The 21694-nt window shown below is 60.1% G+C and carries 21 protein-coding genes; 12 read left to right on the plus strand and 9 right to left on the minus strand.

All coding sequences use genetic code 11. The annotated features are described in order from the left end of the window. Nucleotides 1–23 precede the first annotated feature (23 nt). Nucleotides 24–992, minus strand: coding sequence for a polyprenyl synthetase family protein (locus ACOAPY_RS04255; protein ID WP_465155167.1), 969 nt, complete (start codon nucleotides 990–992; stop codon nucleotides 24–26). A 302-nt stretch (nucleotides 993–1294) separates the two neighbouring features. Here ACOAPY_RS04255 and rplU point away from each other — a divergent pair, with 302 nt between their 5' ends. The 5 genes from rplU (at nucleotide 1295) to ACOAPY_RS04280 (ending at nucleotide 4874) form a co-directional block, all read left to right on the plus strand. Further along, nucleotides 1295–1606 carry a 50S ribosomal protein L21 gene (gene rplU, locus ACOAPY_RS04260; RefSeq protein ID WP_043308929.1) on the plus strand — a complete coding sequence of 104 codons (312 nt, stop codon included), beginning with the start codon at nucleotides 1295–1297 and terminating at the stop codon, nucleotides 1604–1606. A gap of 24 nt (nucleotides 1607–1630) precedes the next feature. Continuing rightward, nucleotides 1631–1888, plus strand: coding sequence for a 50S ribosomal protein L27 (gene rpmA, locus ACOAPY_RS04265; protein WP_021702937.1), 258 nt, complete (start codon nucleotides 1631–1633; stop codon nucleotides 1886–1888). Between the two features lie 106 nt (nucleotides 1889–1994). After that, nucleotides 1995–3218, plus strand: a complete 1224-nt coding sequence (gene cgtA, locus ACOAPY_RS04270; RefSeq protein ID WP_021702936.1) for an Obg family GTPase CgtA — start codon at nucleotides 1995–1997, stop codon at nucleotides 3216–3218. Between the two features lie 65 nt (nucleotides 3219–3283). Further along, nucleotides 3284–4402, plus strand: coding sequence for a glutamate 5-kinase (gene proB, locus ACOAPY_RS04275; protein ID WP_330098959.1), 1119 nt, complete (start codon nucleotides 3284–3286; stop codon nucleotides 4400–4402). Nucleotides 4403–4412: 10 nt separating this feature from the next. Next, nucleotides 4413–4874, plus strand: coding sequence for a CreA family protein (locus ACOAPY_RS04280; protein WP_021702934.1), 462 nt, complete (start codon nucleotides 4413–4415; stop codon nucleotides 4872–4874). Between the two features lie 99 nt (nucleotides 4875–4973). Here ACOAPY_RS04280 and rpsT read toward each other — a convergent pair whose 3' ends face one another. Beyond that, the gene (gene rpsT / locus ACOAPY_RS04285; RefSeq protein ID WP_021702933.1) at nucleotides 4974–5246 is read right to left on the minus strand and encodes a 30S ribosomal protein S20; all 273 of its coding nucleotides are present in this window, start codon (nucleotides 5244–5246) and stop codon (nucleotides 4974–4976) included. 185 nt (nucleotides 5247–5431) lie between these two features. Between rpsT and murJ the strand changes: the two genes are divergently transcribed. The 6 genes from murJ (at nucleotide 5432) to ispH (ending at nucleotide 12778) form a co-directional block, all read left to right on the plus strand. Continuing rightward, the gene (murJ, locus tag ACOAPY_RS04290) at nucleotides 5432–6976 is read left to right on the plus strand and encodes a murein biosynthesis integral membrane protein MurJ (RefSeq protein ID WP_465155169.1); all 1545 of its coding nucleotides are present in this window, start codon (nucleotides 5432–5434) and stop codon (nucleotides 6974–6976) included. A 72-nt stretch (nucleotides 6977–7048) separates the two neighbouring features. Then, the gene (gene ribF / locus ACOAPY_RS04295) at nucleotides 7049–7987 is read left to right on the plus strand and encodes a bifunctional riboflavin kinase/FAD synthetase (RefSeq protein WP_465155171.1); all 939 of its coding nucleotides are present in this window, start codon (nucleotides 7049–7051) and stop codon (nucleotides 7985–7987) included. A 14-nt stretch (nucleotides 7988–8001) separates the two neighbouring features. Beyond that, nucleotides 8002–10833 carry an isoleucine--tRNA ligase gene (ileS, locus tag ACOAPY_RS04300; RefSeq protein WP_465155173.1) on the plus strand — a complete coding sequence of 944 codons (2832 nt, stop codon included), beginning with the start codon at nucleotides 8002–8004 and terminating at the stop codon, nucleotides 10831–10833. After that, nucleotides 10826–11335, plus strand: coding sequence for a signal peptidase II (gene lspA, locus ACOAPY_RS04305; RefSeq protein ID WP_076426898.1), 510 nt, complete (start codon nucleotides 10826–10828; stop codon nucleotides 11333–11335). The genes ileS and lspA overlap by 8 nt, the downstream gene beginning before the upstream one ends. Continuing rightward, complete coding sequence (fkpB, locus tag ACOAPY_RS04310) at nucleotides 11328–11765, plus strand: FKBP-type peptidyl-prolyl cis-trans isomerase (RefSeq protein ID WP_465155175.1); 438 nt, start codon at nucleotides 11328–11330, stop codon at nucleotides 11763–11765. The genes lspA and fkpB overlap by 8 nt, the downstream gene beginning before the upstream one ends. Nucleotides 11766–11830: 65 nt before the next feature. Next, nucleotides 11831–12778 carry a 4-hydroxy-3-methylbut-2-enyl diphosphate reductase gene (gene ispH, locus ACOAPY_RS04315; protein WP_465155177.1) on the plus strand — a complete coding sequence of 316 codons (948 nt, stop codon included), beginning with the start codon at nucleotides 11831–11833 and terminating at the stop codon, nucleotides 12776–12778. A gap of 71 nt (nucleotides 12779–12849) precedes the next feature. On the opposite strand, the gene ACOAPY_RS04320 is transcribed toward ispH, so the two are convergent. From ACOAPY_RS04320 to ACOAPY_RS04350, 7 genes are all read right to left on the minus strand, one after another. Further along, nucleotides 12850–13221, minus strand: a complete 372-nt coding sequence (locus tag ACOAPY_RS04320; protein WP_465155179.1) for a type IV pilin protein — start codon at nucleotides 13219–13221, stop codon at nucleotides 12850–12852. A gap of 8 nt (nucleotides 13222–13229) precedes the next feature. Further along, on the minus strand, nucleotides 13230–17813 hold the full coding sequence (locus tag ACOAPY_RS04325; protein WP_465155182.1) for a pilus assembly protein: 4584 nt from the start codon (nucleotides 17811–17813) through the stop codon (nucleotides 13230–13232). Nucleotides 17814–17857: 44 nt separating this feature from the next. Further along, nucleotides 17858–18289: a pilus assembly PilX family protein gene (locus ACOAPY_RS04330; protein WP_465155184.1), complete on the minus strand. Its 432-nt coding sequence runs from the start codon at nucleotides 18287–18289 to the stop codon at nucleotides 17858–17860. Further along, on the minus strand, nucleotides 18286–18867 hold the full coding sequence (locus ACOAPY_RS04335) for a PilW family protein (protein WP_465155186.1): 582 nt from the start codon (nucleotides 18865–18867) through the stop codon (nucleotides 18286–18288). The genes ACOAPY_RS04330 and ACOAPY_RS04335 overlap by 4 nt, the downstream gene beginning before the upstream one ends. After that, complete coding sequence (pilV, locus tag ACOAPY_RS04340; RefSeq protein WP_465155188.1) at nucleotides 18864–19421, minus strand: type IV pilus modification protein PilV; 558 nt, start codon at nucleotides 19419–19421, stop codon at nucleotides 18864–18866. Before pilV ends, ACOAPY_RS04335 begins: the two co-directional genes overlap by 4 nt. A gap of 10 nt (nucleotides 19422–19431) precedes the next feature. Continuing rightward, a complete protein-coding gene (locus tag ACOAPY_RS04345; protein WP_465155190.1) occupies nucleotides 19432–19896 on the minus strand; it encodes a GspH/FimT family pseudopilin in 465 nt (154 codons plus the stop codon). A gap of 100 nt (nucleotides 19897–19996) precedes the next feature. Continuing rightward, nucleotides 19997–20512, minus strand: a complete 516-nt coding sequence (locus tag ACOAPY_RS04350) for a GspH/FimT family pseudopilin (RefSeq protein WP_465155192.1) — start codon at nucleotides 20510–20512, stop codon at nucleotides 19997–19999. A 90-nt stretch (nucleotides 20513–20602) separates the two neighbouring features. Here ACOAPY_RS04350 and thiO point away from each other — a divergent pair, with 90 nt between their 5' ends. After that, nucleotides 20603–21691: a glycine oxidase ThiO gene (gene thiO, locus ACOAPY_RS04355; RefSeq protein WP_465156710.1), complete on the plus strand. Its 1089-nt coding sequence runs from the start codon at nucleotides 20603–20605 to the stop codon at nucleotides 21689–21691. Nucleotides 21692–21694: the final 3 nt, after the last annotated feature.

Raw genomic sequence — 21694 nt, forward strand, 5'->3', positions numbered from 1 at the left:
GCTCGGGTGCTGCTGGTCGTGCCTCAGTGGGTGCGGGCGACGGCGAACCGGCTGAGTTCGATCAGGGCATCACGGTAGGCACTGTCCGGCAGGGTGTCGAGGCAGGCGATGGCCTGGTCGGCGTGCTGGCGGGCGAGGCGGGCGGTGTAGTCCAGGGCGCCGCTGGTCTGCACGGCAGCGCGGATGCTCTCCAGGTCCTCGATGCCACCTTTCTGGATTGCGGTGCGCACCAGGGCGGCCTGTTCGGCACTGCCTTCGCGCATGGTGTAGATCAGCGGTAGGGTCGGCTTGCCCTCGGCCAGGTCGTCACCGACGTTCTTGCCCAGGGTGGCGGCATCGCCCTGGTAGTCGAGCAGGTCGTCGACCAGCTGGAAGGCGATGCCCAGGTGGTCGCCGAAGTGGCGCAGCGCCTCGCTCTGCGCCTCGGCGGCGCCAGCCAGCGCAGCGGCGCTGTGGGTCGAGGCCTCGAACAGCATCGCGGTCTTGCCGCGGATCACTTCCATGTATGTGTCTTCGGTGGTGCTGGCGTCACGTACCTTGGACAGCTGCAGCACCTCGCCTTCGGCGATCACCCGGGTGGCGCGCGAGAGGATGCGCATTACCGGCATGGAGCCGAGCTCGACCATCATTTCGAAGGAGCGGGAATACAGGAAGTCGCCGACCAGCACGCTCGGCGCGTTGCCCCACTGCGCGTTGGCGGTGGCACGGCCGCGGCGCATGCCGGACATGTCGACCACGTCGTCATGCAGCAGGGTGGCGGTGTGCAGGAACTCGATGGTCGCGGCCAGCAGGCGCAGGTCGTCGGCCTGGTAGCCCAGGGCCTTGCCGCTGAGCAGCACCAGCAGCGGACGCAGGCGCTTGCCGCCGGCGGAGATGATGTAGTCGCCGATCTTTTCCACCAGGGGGACGTGCGACTTCAGCTGCTGGCGGATGATGCCGTCGACGGCGGTGAAATCGTCCGCGACCACGCTTTGGAAGGCCTGGGGTTGCATCGGTAACGGGGGCTCCTGGAACGTTGCCGGCATCCCGGGTGCGGGAGGCGGCGAAGGGCGGGTCGGACGGGGCCGGACCGGGCTGCGCGGCATGCTAGGGGGCGGGGTGGGGGCTGTCAAGGCAAGGCCAGGCGGGGCTTGCCTCGCGGCGGGGCTTTCCGTACAATCGCGGCCCCAAACTTCTATGGGCAACTCCCTGCCTTACGCAATTGCACGGGTGTCAGTCCGGCCCCATGCAGCCATGCCGGCCAATAACTCTTCCTATAAAGAGTCGGGTGAGCAGGTTTAACGGAGAAAAATCCATGTACGCAGTAATTGTTACCGGTGGCAAGCAGTACAAAGTCGCCGAAGGTGAATTCCTCAAGGTCGAGAAACTGGAAGTCGCCACTGGCGAATCCGTGACTTTCGACCGCGTTCTGCTGGTCGGCAACGGTGATGACGTGAAAATCGGCGCTCCGGTAGTCGATGGTGCCAAGGTTGTTGCCGAGGTGGTTTCCCAGGGTCGTCACGACAAAGTGACCATCATCAAGTTCCGCCGTCGTAAGCACCACATGAAGCGTCAGGGCCACCGTCAGTGGTTCACCGAAATCAAGATCACCGGCATCCAGGCCTGATCCCCTTTTAGGAGGCTATGACTCATGGCACACAAAAAAGCTGGCGGTAGTACTCGTAACGGCCGCGATTCCGAAAGTAAACGCCTTGGCGTGAAGATGTACGGCAGCCAGGCCATCAAGGCCGGCAACATCATCGTGCGTCAGCGCGGCACCCAGTTCCACGCTGGTTACGGCGTCGGCATGGGCAAAGACCACACCCTGTTCGCTAAAGTCGACGGCGTGGTCAAGTTCGAAGTGAAGGGCGCTTTCGGCCGTCGCTACGTGAGCGTCGTGACTGCCTAAGTCGCTGCTCGCTGAAAAAGCCCTGTCTTGCGACGGGGCTTTTTTGTTTCTGTATATCCTGTATTCCAGAGTTCACTAGCCCGCCGCTGCGGTGGGAGGCAACCCAATGAAATTCGTCGACGAAGTTTCGATATTTGTAAAGGCCGGCGACGGCGGTAACGGCATGATGAGCTTCCGCCGCGAGAAGTTCATCGAGAAGGGTGGCCCCAACGGCGGCGACGGTGGTGACGGCGGCTCGGTGTTCCTCGAGGCTGACGAGAACCTCAACACCCTGGTCGACTACCGCTATACGCGTCGTTTTCAGGCGCAGAATGGCGAGAAGGGCGGCAGTACCGAGTGTACCGGTGCCAAGGGCGAGGATCTGATCCTGCCGGTGCCGGTCGGCACCACGGTGATCGACGCTTCCACCCAGGAAGTCATTGGCGACCTGACTCGTGCCGGTCAGCGCCTGATGGTGGCGCAGGGCGGTTGGCATGGGTTGGGCAATACCCGCTTCAAGTCCAGTACCAACCGTGCGCCGCGGCAGACCACGCCGGGCAAGCCGGGCGAGCAGCGTGATCTCAAGCTGGAGCTCAAGGTGCTGGCGGACGTCGGTCTGCTCGGTCTGCCGAACGCCGGCAAGAGCACCTTCATCCGCTCGGTGTCCGCGGCCAAGCCGAAGGTCGCCGATTATCCCTTCACCACTCTGGTGCCGAACCTGGGCGTGGTCAGCGTCGGGCGTTACAAGAGTTTCGTCATCGCCGACATTCCCGGACTGATCGAGGGCGCTTCCGAGGGTGCCGGCCTGGGTATTCGCTTCCTCAAGCACCTCGCGCGTACCCGCCTGCTGCTGCATCTGGTGGACATGGCGCCGCTGGACCAGAGCGATCCGGCCGAGGCGGCCGAGGTGATCATTCGCGAGCTGGAGAAATTCAGTCCGGCGCTGGCTGAGCGTGAGCGCTGGCTGGTGCTGAACAAGGCCGACCAGTTGCTCGATGACGAGCGCGAGGAACGCATGCGTGCGGTGGTCGAGCGTCTGGGCTGGCAGGGGCCGGTATTTGTCATCTCCGCTCTGGAGCGCGAGGGTACCGAGGCGCTGAGCCAGGCCATCATGCGCTACATGGACGAGCGTGCGGTGCGCATCGAGGAAGAGCCGGACTACGCCGCCGAGCTGGCCGAGCTGGATCGGCGCATCGAGGACGAGGCGCGTGCCCGCCTGCAGGCGCTGGATGACAAGCGCGCGCTGCGCAAGGCTGGTCTGAAGAGTGTCGACGATGTCGGCGACGACGATGACTGGGATGACTTCGAGGATGATGAGGACGGTCCCGAGATCATTTACGTTCGGGACTGAGAGTAGGTATCGTGCAGCGCCGCTTTATAGCGGCGTTGTGCTGACTGGCTGGGGTAGAGGGCATCATGCGGGACAAGGTGACCGGCGCGCAGCGCTGGGTAGTGAAGATCGGCAGTGCGCTGCTGACCGCCGATGGGCGGGGCCTCGATCGTGCTGCGATGGCGGTATGGGTCGAGCAGATGGTGGCTCTGCGCGAGGCAGGGGTGGAGCTGGTGCTGGTGTCTTCTGGGGCGGTGGCAGCTGGCATGAGTCGTCTCGGCTGGAGTTCGCGGCCGAGTGCCATGCATGAGCTGCAGGCGGCGGCGGCCGTGGGGCAGATGGGGTTGGTGCAGGCTTGGGAATCCAGCTTCGGCGAGCATGGCAAGCACACGGCTCAGGTGTTGCTGACCCACGATGACCTGTCTGATCGCAAGCGCTACCTGAACGCCCGCAGCACCCTGCGCACCCTGGTCGACCTTGGTGTGGTGCCGGTGATCAACGAGAACGACACGGTGGTCACCGACGAGATCCGTTTCGGTGACAACGACACCCTGGCCGCCCTGGTGGCCAACCTAGTCGAGGCTGACCTGCTGGTGATCCTTACCGATCGCGACGGTATGTTCGATGCCGATCCGCGGCACAATCCCGATGCGCAGCTGATTTTCGAGGCGCGTGCCGATGATCCGTCGCTGGATGCCGTTGCGGGTGGTACCGGCGGTGCGCTGGGGCGCGGCGGCATGCAGACCAAGCTGCGTGCGGCGCGCCTGGCGGCGCGTTCCGGTGCGCACACGGTGATCGTCGGCGGTCGTATCGAGCGCGTGCTTGATCGTCTCAAGGCGGGCGAGCGTCTGGGTACCCTGCTGGCGCCCGAGCGCGGCCTGCTGGCGGCGCGCAAGCAGTGGCTGGCGGGGCACCTGCAGACTCGCGGCACCCTGGTGCTGGATGCGGGAGCCGTGAAGGCGCTGGCGGTCGATCACAAGAGCCTGTTGCCGGTCGGGGTGCGCGAAGTGCAGGGCAGTTTCCGTCGCGGCGAAATGGTGGTCTGTGTGGGGCCGGATGGTCGCGAGATCGCCCGTGGCCTGGCCAACTACAGTGCCCTGGAGGCGCAGAAGATCGTCGGCCAGCCGTCCGATGCCATCGAGAAGCTGCTCGGCTATGTCGATGAGCCGGAGTTGGTGCATCGGGATAATCTGATTCTGGTTTAGGGGGAGCGCCATGCGTGTTGCGAAGGGATTGCTGGGTTTGTGTCTGGCGCTGCCGCTGGTCGTGCAGGCGGAGGAGATCGGCGAGGTCTCCACGGTGTTCAAGTGGGTCGGTCCGAACGACAAGATCGTCGTCGAGGCTTTCGATGATCCCAAGGTGGAAGGGGTGACCTGCTATCTGTCGCGGGCCAAGACCGGTGGCGTCAAGGGTGGTCTGGGCCTGGCCGAGGATCGTGCCGAGGCGTCGATTGCCTGTCGTCAGGTCGGGCCGATTCGCTTCACCGGCAAGCTCAAGGATGGCGAGGAAGTGTTCAAGGAGCGCACTTCGCTGGTGTTCAAGACCATGCAGGTGGTGCGTTTCTTCGATCAGAAGCGCAATACCCTGGTCTACCTGGTGTACAGCGATCGGGTGATCGAAGGCAGTCCGCAGAATGCGGTGACGGCTATCCCAATCCTGCCCTGGGCGGCGCAGTAAGAAAAAAGCCGGGGGATGCTCCGGCTTTTTTGTTGCTTGTGCAGAATCGCAGGCAATAAAAAACCGGCCCAGGGGCCGGTTTTTCAAGAACACAACCAATCAGGCGGCGGTAGCCAGCGCCTTGATGTGGCCGTTCAGGCGGCTCTTGTGACGAGCGGCCTTGTTCTTGTGGATGATGCCTTTGTCAGCCATGCGGTCGATAACCGGAACAGCCAGGGTGTAAGCGGTCTGTGCCTTGGCGAGGTCTTTGGCGTCGATAGCCTTGACCACGTTTTTGATGTAGGTACGAACCATGGAGCGCAGGCTGGCGTTATGGCTACGACGCTTCTCAGCCTGTTTGGCGCGTTTTTTGGCAGAAGGTGTATTGGCCACCGTCAAGCTCCTCGAAAACTAGGGGGGATAGCAACAAATAAGGCCGCGAATCATGCCGATGCATCGCGGGCCTGTCAAGTGCGGAAGTGCCTTCACATGCTGGTCTGACCAGCGGTGGCTGGTTAAACTCCTCGCCTTCTAGTGTGCTGGCCCGTCGCGCCGGCCTTTTGGATCGTCGAGACTCCATGAATCTGCTCAAGTCCCTGGCCGCCGTCAGCTCCCTGACCATGGTATCCCGCGTGCTGGGGTTCGTTCGCGATACCCTGATCGCGCGCATCTTCGGTGCCGGCGTGGCATCGGACGCCTTCGTCGTTGCCTTCAAGCTGCCCAACCTGCTGCGACGCATTTTCGCCGAAGGCGCCTTCTCCCAAGCGTTCGTGCCGATCCTGGCTGAGTACAAGACGCAGCAGGGTGAGGAAGCGACCCGTACCTTCCTGGCCTATGTGGCCGGCTTGCTGACCCTGGTGCTGGCGCTGGTCACACTGCTCGGCATGCTGGCCGCGCCCTGGATCGTCTGGGTCAGCGCGCCGGGCTTCGCCGACGAGCCGGAACGTTTCGCTCTCACCGTCGATCTGCTGCGGCTGACCTTCCCCTACATCCTGCTGATTTCCCTGTCGTCGCTGGTCGGCGCCGTGCTCAACACCTGGAACCGCTTCTCGGTACCTGCCTTCGTGCCGACCCTGCTGAACGTCAGCATGATCATCTTCACCGTCTGGCTGGCACCGTATTTCGACCCGCCGATCATGGCGCTGGGCTGGGCGGTGCTGGTCGGTGGCCTGGCGCAGTTTCTCTGGCAGCTGCCGGCGCTGAAGCAGGTCGGCATGCTGGTGCTGCCGCGCCTGAGCCTGCGCGACACCGGTGTGTGGCGGGTGCTCAGGCAAATGGGGCCGGCGATCTTCGGCGTGTCGGTGGGGCAGATCTCGCTGATCATCAATACCATCTTCGCCTCGTTCCTGGTCGCCGGTTCGGTGTCCTGGATGTACTACGCCGACCGCCTGATGGAGTTGCCCTCCGGGGTGCTCGGCGTGGCGCTGGGAACCATCCTGCTGCCGGCGCTGGCCAAGACCTATGCCAGTGCCGATCGTAGCGACTACTCCAAGCTGCTCGACTGGGGGCTGCGCTTGTGCTTTCTGCTGGTGTTGCCCTGCACCCTGGCGCTGGCGATCATCGCCGAGCCGCTGATCGTCTCGCTGTTCCAGTATGGCAAGTTCACCGCCCACGATTCGGCGATGACTCAGCAGGCCCTGGTCGCCTACTCGGTAGGCCTGCTGGCGCTGATCCTGGTGAAGATTCTGGCGCCCGGCTTCTATGCCCAGCAGGACATCAAGACGCCGGTACGCATCGCCATCGTCAGTCTGCTGGCGACCCAGGCGATGAATGCCCTGTTCGTCTTCGTCATCGATCTGCGCCACGCCGGCCTGGCGCTGTCCATCAGCCTGGCGGCCTGTCTGAATGCCGGCTTGCTCTACTGGCAGCTGCGCCGCAAGCGCATTTACCTGCCGCAACCGGGCTGGGCGAAGTTCCTTGCCAAGCTGGTGTTGGCGGTGTTGGTGATGGCGGCCGTGCTGCTGGCGCTGATGCACTACATGCCGGCCTGGGAGGAGGGCGGCATGCTGCTGCGCCTGCTGCGCCTCGCTGTGCTGGTGGCTGCCGGCGCGTCGGCCTATTTCGCGGTGCTGGCGCTACTGGGGTTCCGCCCGCGCGACTTCTCGCGCCGGGCCGTACACTGAGCCGGACGCGCTGCCTGTTGCCGCTGGCCGGCTGTGCGTATAATCGACCACTTTGTAAGCAAGAAGCGCGTTATGCAGCTGGTTCGAGGTCTCCACAATCTGCTACCCCTCACCCAGGGATGCGTTGCCACCATCGGCAATTTCGATGGCGTGCACCGTGGTCACCAGGCCATCCTGGCGCGCCTGCGCGAACGCTCGATTGAACTGGGTGTGCCGAGTTGCGTGGTGATCTTCGAGCCGCAACCGCGAGAGTTCTTCGCCCCGGACACCGCGCCGGCGCGCCTGACGCGCCTGCGCGAGAAGCTCGAGCTGCTCGCCGCCCAGGGTGTCGATCGGGTGCTGTGCCTGGCCTTCAACCGCCGCCTGCGCGAGCTGTCGGCTGACGAGTTCGTGCGCCAGGTGCTGGTCGAAGGCCTGCTTATCAAGCATCTTGAGGTCGGCGACGACTTCCGCTTCGGTGCCGGTCGCAGTGGGGATTTCGATTTTCTGGTGCAGGCCGGTGTGCAGCAGGGGTTCAGCGTCGAGGCGGCGCTGACCGTCGAGCTGGACGGCGAACGCATCAGCAGCACCCGCGTGCGCCAGGCCCTGCAGGCCGGCGAGCTGGAGCTGGCCGAGCGCCTGCTGGGGCGCCCCTACGCTCTGGCTGGCCGCGTGCTGCATGGGCAGAAGCTGGCGCGCCAGCTCGGCACGCCGACCGCGAACGTGCAGCTCAAGCGGCGCAAGCCGCCGCTGCGCGGGGTGTTTTTGGTCAGCGCGCTGCACGAGGGGCACAGGTTTCATGGCGTGGCCAACATTGGCCAGCGTCCCACGGTGGCCGGCGACGGCAGCCCGCACCTGGAAGTGCATTTGCTGGAATTCGCTGGCGACCTCTACGGCCAGCGCCTGACAGTGGAGTTTCACCACAAGCTGCGCGACGAGCAGCGTTTCGCCTCTCTGGAGGCGCTGAAGACGGCGATCGACGCGGATGTCGCCGCCGCCCGGGCCTACTGGCTTGGCCAACCGCTTGATTGATCGAAGAGCCTGAGATGACCGACTACAAAGCCACGCTGAACCTCCCGGAAACAGCCTTCCCGATGAAAGCCGGCCTGCCGCAGCGCGAGCCGGAAACCCTGGCGCGCTGGGACAGCATCGGCCTGTACCAGAAGCTGAGGGAGATCGGCGCGAACCGGCCGAAGTTCGTCCTGCACGACGGCCCGCCCTACGCCAACGGCAGCATCCATATCGGTCACGCGGTCAACAAGATCCTCAAGGACATGATCGTCCGTTCCAAGACCCTGGCCGGCTTCGACGCTCCCTACGTGCCGGGCTGGGACTGTCACGGCCTGCCGATCGAGCACAAGGTGGAGACCACCTTCGGCAAGAACCAACCGTCCGACCTGACCCGCGAGCGCTGCCGTACCTACGCCGGCGAGCAGATCGAGGGGCAGAAGGCCGACTTCATCCGCCTCGGCGTCCTCGGTGAGTGGAACAACCCCTACAAGACCATGGCCTTCGCCAACGAGGCCGGCGAGATTCGCGCGCTGGCCGAAATGGTCAAGCAGGGCTTCGTATTCAAGGGCCTGAAGCCGGTCAACTGGTGCTTCGACTGTGGCTCGGCGCTGGCCGAGGCCGAGGTGGAGTATCAGGACAAGAAGTCCGACGCCATCGACGTGGCCTTCCCGGCCGAGGACGCCGACAAGCTGGCCGCCGCATTCGGCCTCGGCGCGCTGGGCAAGCCCGCTGCCATCGTCATCTGGACCACCACGCCCTGGACCATCCCGGCCAACCAGGCGCTGAACGTCCATCCCGAGTTCACCTACGCCCTGGTCGACACCGGCGAGCGTCTGCTGGTACTGGCCGAGGAGCTGGTGGAAAGCTGCCTGCAGCGCTACGGCCTGAGCGGCGAGATCATCGCTCGCGCCGAGGGTCGTGCGCTGGAGCTGATCCGCTTCCGCCATCCGTTCTATGAGCGTTTCGCTCCGGTCTACCTGGCCGAATACGTCGAACTGGGCGCCGGTACCGGCATCGTCCACTCGGCGCCGGCCTACGGCGAGGACGACTTCCGTTCGTGCAAGGGCTACGGCATGCACAACGACGACATCCTCAGCCCGGTGCAGAGTAACGGCGTGTACGTGGCCGACCTGCCGTTCTTCGGTGGCCAGTTCATCTGGAAGGCCAACCCGGCCATTGTCGCCAAGCTCGACGAAGTCGGCGCGCTGCTCAAGCATGAGGTCATTCAGCACAGCTACATGCACTGCTGGCGCCACAAGACCCCGCTGATCTACCGCGCCACCGCGCAATGGTTTGTCGGCATGGACAAGCAGGCCACCGACGGCACCACCCTGCGCGAGCGCGCCCTGAGCGCCATCGAGCAGACCCAGTTCGTACCGAGCTGGGGGCAGGCGCGCCTGCACGGCATGATCGCCGGTCGTCCCGACTGGTGCATCTCGCGCCAGCGTAACTGGGGCGTGCCGATTCCGTTCTTCCTGCACAAGGCCACGGGCGAACTGCACCCGCGCACCGTCGAGCTGATGGAAGACGTGGCCAAGCGCGTCGAGCAGGAGGGCATCGAGGCCTGGTTCAAGCTGGACGCCGCCGAGCTGCTCGGCGCCGAGTCTGCCGACTACGACAAGATCAGCGACACTCTGGACGTCTGGTTCGACTCCGGCACCACTCATTGGCACGTGCTGCGCGGCTCTCACCCGCTGGGCCACGAAGTCGGCCCGCGCGCCGACCTCTACCTGGAAGGCTCCGACCAGCACCGCGGCTGGTTCCATTCGTCTCTGCTGACCGGCTGCGCCATCGACGGCCACGCGCCTTACAAGGCGCTGCTGACCCACGGTTTCGTGGTCGACGAGAACGGCCGCAAGATGTCCAAGTCGCTTGGCAACGTAGTGGCGCCGCAGGAAGTCAACGACAGCCTGGGCGCCGACATCATGCGCCTGTGGGTCGCCTCCACCGACTATTCGGGCGAGATGGCCGTGTCCAAGGTCATCCTGCAGCGCAGCGCCGACGCCTACCGGCGTATCCGCAACACCATGCGCTTCCTGCTGGCCAACCTCGGCGACTTCGATCCGGCCAAGGACCTGCTGCCGGCCGAGCAGATGCTCGACCTTGATCGCTGGGCCGTGGACGCCGCCGCGCGCCTGCAGGCCGAGATCATCGAGGCCTACGCCGAGTACCGCTTCTGGAACGTCTATTCCAAGGTGCACAACTTCTGTGTGCAGGAGCTGGGTGGCTTCTACCTGGACGTGATCAAGGATCGCCAGTACACCACTGCCGCTGACAGCGCGGCGCGCCGCTCCTGCCAGAGCGCGCAGTACCACATCGCCGAGGCACTGGTGCGCTGGATCGCGCCGATCCTGGCCTTCACCGCCGACGAGATCTGGTCCTTCCTGCCGGGCGAGCGCAACGAGTCGGTGATGCTGAATACCTGGTACGAGGGGCTGGATCGTCTGCCGGAAGGCTTCGAACTGGATCGCGCCTACTGGGAGCAGCTGACCGAGGTGCGCGCCGCGGTGAACAAGGAGCTGGAGAACCTGCGCAACAGCAAGGCCATCGGCGGCAATCTGCAGGCCGAGGTCACTCTGTATGGCGACGAGGCGCTGCAGCAGTCCCTGGCCAAGCTCGACGACGAGCTGCGCTTCGCCCTGATCACCTCCGCTGCCACCGTCGCGCCGCTGGCCGACGCGCCGGCTGACGCGGTGGCCACCGAGGTGCCTGGTCTGAAGCTGAAGATCGTCAAGTCGGCCCACGCCAAGTGCGGCCGCTGCTGGCACTTCCGCGCCGACGTGGGCAGCAATGCGGCCCATCCGGAGCTGTGCGAGCGCTGCGTGAGCAACATCGAGGGTGCGGGCGAGGTGCGCAAGCATGTCTGATGCCTCGCGTTTCGGCCGCCTGGCCTGGTTGTGGCTGGCGGTGCTGGTGTTGATCCTTGATCAGGGCAGCAAGCAGATCGTCTTGCAGGTGCTGGAGTATGGTCAGCGCGTGACGGTGATCGACGGCTACTTCGACTGGGTCCACGTCTACAACCGTGGCGCTGCCTTCAGCTTCCTGGCTGGCGAGTCCGGCTGGCAGCGTTGGCTGTTCGCCGCCATTGCTATCGGCGTCAGTGCGGTGCTGGTGGTGTGGATGAAGCGCCTCAAGTCCGACGAGACCTGGCTGGCCATCGCTCTGGCCATGGTCCTCGGCGGTGCGCTGGGCAACCTTTATGACCGCGTCGTGCTGGGTCATGTGGTCGACTTTATCTTGGTGCACTGGCGTGACCAGTATTACTTCCCTGCCTTCAATCTGGCTGACAGCGGTATCACTGTCGGCGCCGTGATGCTGGCTTTGGATATGTTCAAAAGCAAAAAGTCCGGAGAGCCTGCGCATGACTGAGCAACGTATCGGGCCGGACAAGGAAGTCACCCTGCATTTCGCCCTCAAGCTGGAAAACGGTGACGTGGTTGACAGCACCTTCGACAAGCAGCCGGCGACCTTCAGGGTCGGCGACGGCAACCTGTTGCCGGGCTTCGAGGTTGCGCTCTATGGCTTCAAGGCCGGCGATAAGCGCAGCCTGCAGATCGAGCCGGAAAACGCTTTCGGTCAGCCCAACCCGCAGAACGTTCAGGTCATGCCGCGTGGCCAGTTCCAGGACATGGAGCTGTCCGAGGGGTTGCTGATCATTTTCAACGACGCCGCCAACGCGGAGCTGCCGGGGGTAGTCAAAGCCTTTGACGAGCAGCAGGTGACCATCGACTTCAACCATCCCCTGGCCGGCAAGACCCTGAGCTTCGATGTGGAGATCATCGAGGTTCGTCCGGTCTGACCTGCTTGACCGGGGAGAGGCGTAGACTCTCCCCATCGCCTCCATCGCGCGCCGAGATTCCCAGCATGCAAATCAAACTTGCCAACCCCCGTGGCTTCTGTGCCGGCGTCGACCGCGCCATCGAGATCGTCAATCGCGCGCTGGAAGTGTTCGGCGCGCCGATCTACGTGCGACACGAAGTGGTGCACAACAAGTTCGTGGTCGAGGATCTGCGTGCCCGCGGTGCAGTGTTCGTCGAGGAACTGGACCAGGTGCCGGACAACACCATCGTCATCTTCAGCGCCCATGGCGTGTCTCAGGCCGTACGCCAGGAAGCGGAGCGCCGCGGCCTCAAGGTGTTCGATGCCACCTGCCCGCTGGTGACCAAGGTGCATATGGAAGTCGCGCGCTACAGCCGCGACGGCCGCGAGTGCATTCTGATCGGCCATGAGGGCCACCCGGAAGTCGAAGGCACCATGGGGCAGTACGATGCCAGCAATGGCGGCGCCATCTACCTGGTCGAAGACGAGGCCGACGTGGCTGCCCTGCAGGTGCGTGACCCCGAAAATCTTGCCTTCGTCACCCAGACCACCCTGTCGATGGATGACACCAGCAGGGTCATCGACGCCCTGCGCGCCAAGTTCCCCAGCATCGGCGGTCCGCGCAAGGATGATATTTGCTACGCCACCCAGAACCGGCAGGATGCGGTGAAACAGCTGGCCGCCGAGTGCGATGTGGTGCTGGTAGTTGGCAGCCCCAACAGCTCCAACTCCAACCGCCTGCGCGAGCTGGCCGAGCGTATCGGTACCCCGGCCTATCTTATCGATGGGGCTGAGGATCTGCGTCAGGCGTGGTTCGAGGGCAAGGCACGCATCGGCATCACCGCAGGCGCCTCAGCGCCCGAGGTGCTGGTGCTCGGGGTGGTTGCCCAGCTTCGCGAATGGGGGGCGGTAGGTGCCGAGGAGCTTGAGGGTCGACCGGAGAACGTGACGTTTTCAATGCCGAAAGAGCTGCGACTCAAGTCGATTACTTGATACCTATTGGGTGACTTCTGTGCAACAAAAAGCCCGCATTCTGCGGGCTTTTTGTTGCACAGAAGCAAACGCTACCAGCTGCATTTGCCTGTCAGCGAACCCCCGCGGACATTGGCTGCATTCAGCGTGAGGTCGCCACTGATGCGGGCTGCCGAGGTGGTAGATACTGTCAGTGTGTAGTTCGCCGCGGTGACATTGCTGGCTGCAACAGTGAATACCTTGCTGCTGCTGTTGAGAGTTGTGTTGGCATCATATCTGCCGCCGTTCTCTGCTCTTCTACGCTCCATTTGTTGCGCGGCACTGCTAAGTAGTGCCTTGCCGTCCTCGCATTGGGTCTTCTCCACATAGCCGACATAGCTTGGCAAGGCGATGGTCGCCAATATGGCGATAATCGCAATGACTATTACTAGCTCAATCAAGGTGAAACCGCGTTGATTATTCATTGAGATGCTCATTTTTCATTCTTGTCGAGCCAATAGAGGCGGCTCTTGCTTGCCATGTCATAACCGCAGGGTTTTCCAACTTCGCAGCACAGTTCGCCGGGTGGGCATCCACCGCCACCACCACCGCTACCGCTGTCGATGAGTTGGGAGGGATCGTTGTAGGCCCAGCAAGTGTCACCTTTGCAGAAGACCTGTGGGTTGGAGGGCAGGGTCGCGCCTTTGAGGACCGAGAAACGGTCAGAGTTGCTGACAGCAGTGCCATCTAACAGGTTGACTCGGTAACCTCGGGAAATACCCTGCGTTGCCTTGCATGCACTTTGCGCAAGCACCGGCTGGTAGGTGTTGAAAAAGATATTACCACCAATGGCCAGCGCGTTTGATAGCACCTTTTCGCCGCCGCTGCTTAGGCTTATGTACCAGCCACTCTTCTCCAGCAGCGCTTTCTGTTGAGCCTGCTCCGCAGCGGTTTCCACTTTCAACAGGCTAGTGGCGTTGTAAAGATCGCTTTCCGTCAGTGTTGATGAAAGAGCATTGAGTTTCTCGGTTCGGAATGAGTAGAAGCGGTCCTGGACCACCTTGTCCAGAGGGTGACCACGATATCCCGATCCCAGACTAACGGTCAGGTTGATCTTGTTGTTGGCGCTCAACAAGGCAATAGCCGGCTCATTATAGAAACGACGAGTGTTGATCTCGCTGTCGCCTGCGACACTGGCGAAAATGTTGCCAGACACAAGACCGTTGCCGCTGCCTCCATTTTTGATCAGGAAGCGCCAAACCTGCCCCCCCATATCCCCGACAAACAGCTGGGTGGCGAGGCCGTCTTTGTTGATCACGGGCTGACCGCTGGCATCAGTTTCCAGCCCAGTGACGCTGATCCTGCTTGGCACGCTGTACTTCATATCGATACCGGCGGCCGATGCCGACCATAGCAGTGCTCCAGTTCTGGCGTTCACGATGAACAGATCATTGCCTTGAGTGTCAGTCCGTCGAACATTGCTCTGATTAGGCTGCCGATCTTGGTTGGGGTCGTAGCCACCGCCGAAGATCAGTACATCAGTAATGGTGCTCCCTACTTTAATCTTGGTTTTGATGGGTGCCGACCACGTTTGACCGAGCTTGGTGAAGGATCCACTGCCACCTTGAATGATCCACTTGAGTTTGGGCGAGGTACGGTTGGTAATGTCCAGAGCATAAAGACCCCGCCCGCCTCGGCCCATGCTGGCATAGGCATAGACGAACTCACTGCCATTGATCTCGCCATTCTTGTCCGTATCTTCCGCCCAAATGGTCACGCTGTTATCCATGCCGTAGACATGGGACAGATCGCCGGTATTCGCATTGGCTGCAAGACGTTTAATGTTGCCGAGCAGTTCCTTGGGCATGAATGCAAATTGTTCCCCACCTGTTTCGGTGTCGAACATCTGCACGAACCCTTCGTTGGTTCCTATGATCGCGCTCTGGACTTCGCTGATGCAGTTCCCATCGCTATCCGTGGCAGTACAGCTATAAGTGATCAGGCTGGGCGTCGAGTGAATGGGGTCGCCGATCGCTTGGCGAAGATTGCTAGTGCCCAGCTCATAGCCGCGGATGTAATTGATGAGTGCATCCCGGTCCGCGTTGGTTGCAACCCCCAGCTGCGCTGGCGTGATGGAGGTATTCAGCTGCGTTAGCGTGGTATCCCCTGCGATATTGGTCAGTAGATTGCGGCTATTTGGCACAGGCAAGTTACTGGCGGCACCACCTGCGGCAACATTACTGCCATCAGCTGCTGTTGACCACCAACTGCGGGCATTTTTACGGAAGAAGCCGGTGTTCGCATCAATAGCCTGCGTGTTGTCTAAATCTAGAACTAACGGGGAGCCGTTCCGGATACCCATACGGTAGCGCTTGAGGTTGCCTGCCCAGCGGTCCGTGGTTGCAGGACGGAATAGCGAGAAGTACAGCTGATCTTTATTGTCCTGACGGTTGAATGAGTTCACCGGCGCGGTAGCACTGACAAAAGTAGTGTCAGTGGCCAGGGCCTCTTGAATGATTGCGTTGAAGGCATTGGCCAGATCGCTGGCGTTGTCTGCGGTATACGCTTTGCCGCCTCCAGCCGATGCCACGTCGGCGAGGAACTTCTTGGCGCCAGTGCTGGCTTGCAGCGCAAAGCCAACGGTATGGGTAGTAACAAAGTTTTCATCATCTAAATTGGTTGACTGATCGGTATTTCTCAGCCATTTAGCAATCTCGACGCCGCATGTTTCCCCATCTGTTTGTTCACCACTGTTACGGCTGACGCAAGATCCGCCGATAAGGGTCTTGGCGTTATTGATAATAGTGGTGGAGTTTCCGTTGGCTTGGCCGTCTGTCATCAAGACCAGATAATTAGCTTGGCAGCTGCTTTCGATCGGGCTCGTTGGTCCCTTATGCTTGCCCGGCAGTGCAGTGTAGTAGCTGCCAGCTTGGTAAAGTAGATTGACGAGGGGGGTGCCGCTGTTAGCTTTCATGCTATTGACAGCGCCGATCATATAGTCGCGCACTTTATAACTGCTATCAGTTAAATCGCCAGAAGCTCCCAGTTTCACTTGCAGGCGAACAGCGTCGGTCTTGCTGGTTTCAAAGGCTCGAAGCGTTAGTCCTGATGAGGCCGATGTTTGCTTTAAGAGTAAAGTCAGGGCGTTGCCGTCCTGCCAGTCGTTGCGAGCGAGCACGCTCTGCAAGGCACTCTTCAGTACAGTTGAAGTGCAAGAAACGGGGATGCCCGCACCTTGGCTTGTGAACGTGCAACTTGCTTTTGTAGAGGCGGCGCGTTGTCCTAGATTGTTATTGCTGGCACTGAAGGCCGATGAGTTTCCGATGTTCTCGAAATAAACGTCTGTTGTAACTGTCGTGCCGGCGGCCGTACTAGGTGTCACTATTACACTAATATCTTCGATAGTGGCTCCTTTTCTAAACGGAACGCGCTGGAAACGTGTGCCAATAAAGGTACTTGTATCAGCGAATGGCATCAGGCTTTCATTGACGCTGACCGTCTGAGTGGTGGTGCTGCCGGATTTGTATTGGCGTGCATCATCCTTGTCTTCCAGAGCGCTCAGTTCGACGATTGGCTTCATGCAGCCGGAGTCTCCTCCGTTATAGCTGATGTTAAGGACGGGTTTGAAGCCATCATTACCATCTTGGCTGATTGCAGTGCGACTTCCATCGCCACCGCTGGGCGTTAAGATAAATGCCATGGAGTTGTTGCCGCACCAGCCGCCACGATTTACGACCTCTTGCACCTGCTGCGTTACGTCCGCTCCATTTTCCAGGTATACCGGTGGGTTCTCTGTACGCCAAGGTGCTGGTGTCCAGGTTGTCGAGGTCGTTGTACTGCGGCCTGAGAAGTCGACGCCGTTGCCGAAGTCAGCTGCATTATCACTTGCCTCGGCGGCGACATTGAAACTTACTGTCCTGTCATCCGAGCTGGCGGGCACGAAGCTAAGAGTGGCTTTGGTGATATTGGCACCCTGGGGAATATTCACAGTCTGAAAACGCAGCCCGGTAGTGCGAGAGCTGTTTTCGCTGCCGGTAAAACTGATGGTAAGTTGAGGTGCATCGACGACGTCGCCGACTGCGTAATTGAAAGTACTAAGGCCTGTCGAGCGGATGCGTACTGCAATATCACCAATGGGGTTGCTTGTCGGTGCAGTATTTTTAAGCGAGTTGACAAGGCTGGTGATATCCAGTAAGTGGGTGGTGCCTGCTTTTGTGCTTGCTACGGTGCTAGCGGCGGTAAACGAACTTGCAAGCACTGCGCTGTGGTTGAAAGCCTCCGGCGTTTTAGAGTTAACAAGTCGAACGCTGAAATTGGTGGCGTTAACGTTGGTGGTCGGGCTGAGGGAAAGTACTGCACTGGTGACAGTGACTCCCGCCGGAATGTTCAGGTTACGAAAAAGCAGTACCCCATCTCGCCCAGAACTGCCGGAGCCAGAGTTTAATGTGGTGATCTTGCCATCTGGGCACTCGGTCGTGGTGTCCATCTGCACCGAGCATGTGAAAGTGCTGCTGCCGCTGGTGCGCAGATAATATGTTGTGTTGTCATTGGAGTAGGTGTTGGGGGAGCCGAGGCTGCGAATGACGGGGCTTACAGGGCTCTTAATGTGTCCCATGACAAGCGTTGTGTCACCGGTATTATTGCTACCGTTGTAGCGGCTGGCATCATCGGCGCTGACTCTTATTTCGGGGTTCGCAACCTTCGCATTTATCGTTCCATCGATATTGTCGACTGGCTGGAGTAGACGAGGAAGTGCTGCGTCGCCAGGCGTCCCGGCAGAGTTGTTCAGCACCATCATCCCTACATTGATGCCGCTCGTCGTGTTGAGCAGATTGCTCATCGTCTCTTTGAGCGCTTTCATCCGGTTGTTCGTATTGCAAGTGCTGTTGCTATCCACGCACCAGCCCATAGAGCCCGAGTCGTCGAGGATAAATAGCACATTGGGGCGCGTGTCATTATCAGGCTTGGTACCAAAGAAAATCTCTGTGTCATCGGCTCTGCTGATGGCAGTCTGGAATAAAAAAGTTGCTGCCAATCCGAACAGACTGGTGCGCCGAATGAAGAGAGATGAGCTCATATCGTTTACCCTGAGAGCCTGAGGAGTGGAGCAGTTAGGAGAAATCATTGAATGTCTCCTCGCCGCTGTCCGCCTTGACGGTGAATAGTGGTTACGGCGCATGTGCTGCCGTCACAAACGCTCTGCCCTTCGACAACAAGATCAAAACAGTCCATCCTTGGGGCGCCGCTTCCCTGGCTGATAGATGAGCCTGGACAAATTACATCCCAGCGCGACTTTGTTTGGTCGATAGCAAATTTCGTGGCACCTACAGATCCAGTTGTTGGGAGGCTTACCTGGTCGTTGAGATAGGCGCCAGTCCATTCAGCAATGCCTGCTTCTGCGGCCTGGAAGGCCATGCTGCGTTGTTCGCTATTGGATGCAATACGCAACTGCAGGGTTGACTGGTTAGAGGCGGTAATGGCAATGATTGTCAGCATTAGCAAGAGCACTAGGCTGACCAGTAAAACCATACCTTGCTGATTGGTCGTTTTCATGGATTCGCAGTTCTCGCGATCAGTCGATTCTTGAATTCATAGGTGGAATTGAAATTCCGAGTTGCAAAATTGGCTTGATTGCTTTTGACGTTGATTGTTATTAGAACCGCATTCGCTGTGTCGGGGGCGCTTGCGTCTGGAAGTAACGTGAAACTCCCATCCACATCGTCTAGTAGTGCTTGCCCGGCGGCGCCGTTTTCTGACTTGGTTAAGCTGTTGTTGGCAAATGTATAGGTTGTTGTCTTTAGAGCTGGATTGGCGCTGTCGCAAGCGGAGGGGTCGACAAATCTAACTGTCAGGCTTTTTCCGCTATTGTTGAGTTCGACGGCATCCTCAATGGATTTGGTTGTCCAGTTATTTGTGGTGCAGGTTTGCAGACCGGCCAGGCGAGCATCTGCCCCAATGATCTCCATGGCAATGCGGCCGCTCTCCTGTACGCGAGCCAGTTCAGAGTTGCTGCGGCCGGACATGAAAGAGCTATTGAATAGGTCTGTTACGCCTAGGATTAGAATGGAGCTGATAACAACGGCAATCAGTACTTCAACAAGAGACATGCCGGTCTGGTATTGAGCATTCATAGGGCGGTAACCACCTCGACATATTGTTTTTGGTTGGTGCCATCGTTGCTATTATCCTGCCACTGAATTTTGACTGTTACAGTTGCGGTACCTAACGTTGCTAGTTTCGAAGTGTTAAACGAAACTTTGGTGTTGGCAGTGTCCACACTGGGTAGGCTTGACCTCAGGGTGGCGCACCAAGAGTTAACGTCATAACTGGCTCGGCTAGCTCCGCTTGCAGGGACGGCTCCTGATGGTGGGCTGCAGGCGGGAAGATTGGAGAGTGCATAGCTCCCGGTGTTGGCGGTGCTGGCGTTGCCGCTTGTATCGGTGATAAATAAGATTTTGTATTTCTTGTTAGGGTCACTGGGTTCTATGAGGTTGGCTTTCATGCGCTCTACGAAGTCATAAGCAAGTAGTGTCGCTTGGCTTCGTAAGTAGGCACTTTCATTAGACTTCTGGCTGCGCGCCATCAGGCTAGCCATGCCTAGCAGACCAACAGCAAGCACGACCAATGCGACCATGACCTCAATTAATGTAAAGCCTCTTAGCTTTTGCGGGCGTGGCTTGTGCATTGTGATGCTCTCAATAGTTGATCTTGGCATGGCCGACTATGTTGACTGATATGGTTCTGGTCGGCGAGGTTCCAACACTTATATTGGTTGCTACTGTGGTTCCGTCGCTCTTGAATGTTATCGCATTCCCATTAATTGTGATGCTGGGGGCGGGTGGGATGCTGCGGATAACGGTTGTGCCATCTAGTACTACTCCGCCCGCGCTCCAGTTGGTACCGCTGCAACTAGTCCCGCCAGCGCTTGCGCATATCTTTATATCTTTTCGGCGTATAACGGCTTCGCTTCGGGCGAACTGAAGCGCTCCAAGTAAGTTGTTCGCCGCTGACGTTTTTCGGGTCGAGTCGACATTGTTCTGATAGCTGGGCACAGCTATTGCTGCGCCGATAGCAATAATGGCCAGCACAACCATCAATTCCACGAGGCTGAAGCCTGTGGTGGCGGACCGCTTAGGCAAGGTTTTTCCGGTAATCCTCATCGGAATAGAGCTCTTGGATTGTTGTCAGTCACATCCTAGGTCCGTCGGTTGGACCGGACCACTCCTGGGGGATAGACGTAGCAAAAGTCCGATGAGTGACTCAGTGGCACGCGGCGCTCGTGCCAGGGGGCTGGTGGCGAATGCGCCCTGTGAGATTGATAATAATTTGTTTTTTGGGGGACCCTAGATTACACAGTGTGAGGGTGCCGTTGGCTGCTCTTGAGGTTCCGTCTGGCTCGAATGCGGCGTAGGTAAGTTTGCGAAAGCTGGCCCAATGCCAGCTGTAGCCACTAGGCAGCGGTTCGTAGCGCATTAGTGGTTCAGTGGCGTCGCGCCGTCCGTTGTTGTTTATGTCTTTGAAGACTATCAGGTGATCTGACCAGTTTGGGGAGTCATTGCAAATCTCCTGGCCAGAGCAGAGAAGCATGCTGTTTCGCTCGAATACAGCGCTGGCGCGGCTGAACTGAAGCGCGCTGAGCATTTGGTTTAATGCTGCGGTGTGCTTTTGTGCTTCCAGCGTTCTTGCCAGTGCCGGTGCTGCGATTGCGGCGGCGGTGCAGATAATTGATAGTGCTGCGAGCAGTTCGGCCAAGCTGTGGCCGCGTCTCTTTTTCATGTCTTCGAGCATCCTTGCCTGAAGTGAAGTTTGGTATTGAGTGTAGTTGAGGTTCTTGCTGTGTCGCGTCGGCGCTTTGATTTTGATGTCATGTTGGTGGGCGGTGGGGTGGTGGGTCTGCTCAGTGCGTTTCTTCTTGCTTCTTCGGGGCTGCGTGTTTCGCTGTTTGAGGGGCGGGCTTTGGGTAAAGAGGCATCCTGGGCGGGCGGCGGGATCGTGTCGCCTTTGTACCCCTGGCGTTACCCTGGTGCCGTAACGGCATTGTCGTCATGGTCGCAAGGGTATTACCCGGGCTTGGCGGCGGTGCTCAATGAGATTACTGGTGTTGATCCAGAGGTCCATGCCACCGGGTTGTACTGGTTTGATCTTGATGATTCGGCTGCGGCACTGGCATGGTCTGTTTCAGTGGGGAAGGATTTGGCGCCAATTACGCTGGCTGAGGTACGCAACCAAATTGCTGCCCTGGGTAATGGCTACAAGCGCGCACTCCATATGCCAGGCGTGGCCAACGTGAGGAATCCCCGCTTGGTCGAGGCTCTGCGCCGGGCTTTGCTGGAACATCCGCATGTAGAGGTTAACGAGTTCTGTCCCGTATCCGCTTTTGTGCTTGAGCACGGCAAGGTCTGTGGTCTTGAAACGGCTGGTGGCGAGGTGCGTGCGGATAAGGTCGTGGTCGCCGCCGGTGCCTGGAGCGGTGAGTTACTGGCGACCTTGGGGTTGCGGTTGCCTGTCGAGCCAGTAAAAGGTCAGATGATCCTCTACAAGTGCGAACCGGGCTTCCTGCCAGCCATCGTCCTGGCCAAAGGGCGCTATGCGATTCCGCGCAAGGATGGGCACATCCTGGTCGGGAGTACGCTGGAGCATGTCGGTTTTGACAAGACGCCCACCGAAGAGGCGCTGGCGAGTCTCAAGGCATCGGCGGAGGAGCTTCTGCCAGCGCTGGCTGACGCTGAAGTGGTTGGTCACTGGGCGGGATTACGTCCCGGGTCGCCGGATGGCATCCCCTTTATCGGGGAGGTGCCGCAGTTTCCGGGGTTATGGCTGAATTGCGGTCATTACCGTAATGGCCTGGTGCTGGCGCCGGCGTCCTGCGAGCTGCTGAAGAACCTGATGCTGGGCGAAGCCCCCATCGTAGATCCGGCGCCTTATGCGCCTGCGGGGCGCTTGGGGCTGGTCTAAGGG

The organism is Pseudomonas stagnisoli (assembly GCF_048595745.1).
Taxonomy (GTDB): domain Bacteria; phylum Pseudomonadota; class Gammaproteobacteria; order Pseudomonadales; family Pseudomonadaceae; genus Aquipseudomonas; species Aquipseudomonas alcaligenes_A.